The organism is Arhodomonas sp. AD133 (genome assembly GCF_051195215.1).
Taxonomy (GTDB): domain Bacteria; phylum Pseudomonadota; class Gammaproteobacteria; order Nitrococcales; family Nitrococcaceae; genus Arhodomonas.
The window spans coordinates 1-1,865 of the sequence record NZ_JBNAZM010000125.1 but is presented as its reverse complement, the minus strand read 5'-3'; the positions used below and the strand labels follow the sequence as shown (position 1 = coordinate 1,865).

Annotated in this window: 2 protein-coding genes; both read left to right on the top strand. The window is 61.5% G+C overall.

The window, feature by feature from the left end:
• Window positions 1-367 precede the first annotated feature (367 nt).
• Window positions 368-1,411, top strand: a complete 1,044-nt coding sequence (locus ACPEES_RS23240; protein WP_435106860.1) for a spermidine synthase — start codon at window positions 368-370, stop codon at window positions 1,409-1,411.
• Between the two features lie 4 nt (window positions 1,412-1,415).
• Window positions 1,416-1,592 carry a hypothetical protein gene (locus ACPEES_RS23235; RefSeq protein WP_435106858.1) on the top strand — a complete coding sequence of 59 codons (177 nt, stop codon included), beginning with the start codon at window positions 1,416-1,418 and terminating at the stop codon, window positions 1,590-1,592.
• Window positions 1,593-1,865 lie beyond the last annotated feature (273 nt).

Sequence of the window (1,865 nt, the reverse complement as noted above, 5' to 3'; positions counted from 1 at the left end):
CGACCATCACTGGAGCGTTTACATTTCATACCAGCAATTCTACCAGAAAATGACATTACTTTCTAAAAGATTAGTAATCCCTAGAGCCGTCTGTCCTGAACGCTCCAGAGGATAGCGTTACATCCTTGTGACGTCGCGGATGCAATGGAAACACCCGGCGAAGGAAGCATAAGTGCTACTGCATTTGCCGAGAAGTTACCCATTGGAGAACATAACGTCAACAGTCCACCATGGGTGAGGCGAGTTTCGCGTGCGAAACACGTCTGGCCAGGCAAGCCTCGCAGAGATAGACTTTTTGCCCGCCCAATAAGCTGCAACCTGCACGGGTATGCGCCGGATCGCGCATACACACTAAGGCAAGGACGTCATGAAAGCACCCCTCGCCACCGCCGCGGCCATGCTTGGCCTGGTTCTCGGCACCGCCAACGCAACGTCTGTGCTCATGGAGCGGGAGACCGCTTACGGGGCCTTGCGCGTGGAGCAGACCCAATCGAGACGCTGCGTCGTTGCGAGCTACGACGATCGCGACGCGCAGCATTATATCGGCTGCATCAGCCGCGCGCAGCTGGGCAAGCTCGTGCTGCCCTACACGCGAAACCTCCTGGCCGCTCTACTGGTACAGCCGAAACCCCAGCGCGTACTCGTCGTCGGGCTTCGCACGGGTGTCGTTCCCCGAACGCTGCACACGCTGCTGCCGCAGACGTATATCGACGTGGTGGAGCCCGACAAGGGATTGAGCACCCTCGCGTCAGGGTGCTGCTTCTGGTTCACCAACGACCACATGCGCCTGATCAACGCCAACCCCCGCGCGTATGTCGCAGCCGCCGCACGCGAGGACGTGCGCTATGACCTCGTCGTGCTCGACACCCCGGGGCCGACCTACATCCCCGACGCGCTGATGACCCGCGAATGGCTGACCGCGGTGCGCGAGCTCATGAGCAATGGCGCGGTTCTCGCGGCCAACACCTGGCAGACGAGCCCGCTCTACGCCCACGAGTCGGCCACCTACGCCGCCGTGTTCGGTGACTTCTACAACATGCGCTTCGACGACAACCGGCTCGTGATCGCCCGCAAAGGGCCGCTCCCCAGCGACTCGGAAGTACAGGCGAACGCACGCCAGTGGGCCCCGTCCTTCTGGCTCGCCTTTCACACCCACGTCAATGACCTATTACCACTGATGGATAGTGAGCCGGACTGGCCGCCGGATACCCGGGTGATCTCCGCGAGCGCGCCACCACAGGCACTGCGCGCGGGCACAGTGAAACGGACATACGCATGGTACGAATCGGTGCTGACACCGCTGGCACGCGCCATACGCAACCGCCCCGTTACCGCCGCGCTGCTGGCCATTCTCATCATCGGCATGAGCATCGCGGCGGCACGCCCACGGACTGTTGCCAAGGAGGGATAAGACTTTGAAGACCGGCACATTCGCCAACCAGAAAGACGGCGTCGGCAAGACCGCGCTGTCCACCCATTGCGCCTTCCACGCCGCCGATCAGGGCTATCGCGTGCTGTTCGACGACGCAGCCCCGGCCGCCGCACCACATGCTCGACACGCTCGCGCAGCTCCATGGCATAGCGCTACGTAACCTTTTCGCCGAGTGGCGGGCCCATGCGGTCGCCGAGCTATTCCTGCGCTAAGCCCGCCTCGCCCACTGGTGAGCATGCCGGCCAATCAGACAGCCTCCCGTGGCCAGAGACAGGCTACCACCGCCGCAATCCATAAGATCACTCGCCAATCGTGCAACATGGCCATGTTCACTCCTATTGCAGGGAATTGAGTAACTGTCGGGTCCCCGACGATTGCATAGACCCGTCACGATATGCATTATGGATGGGTCGCGAGGTTATGCATGCGTTGA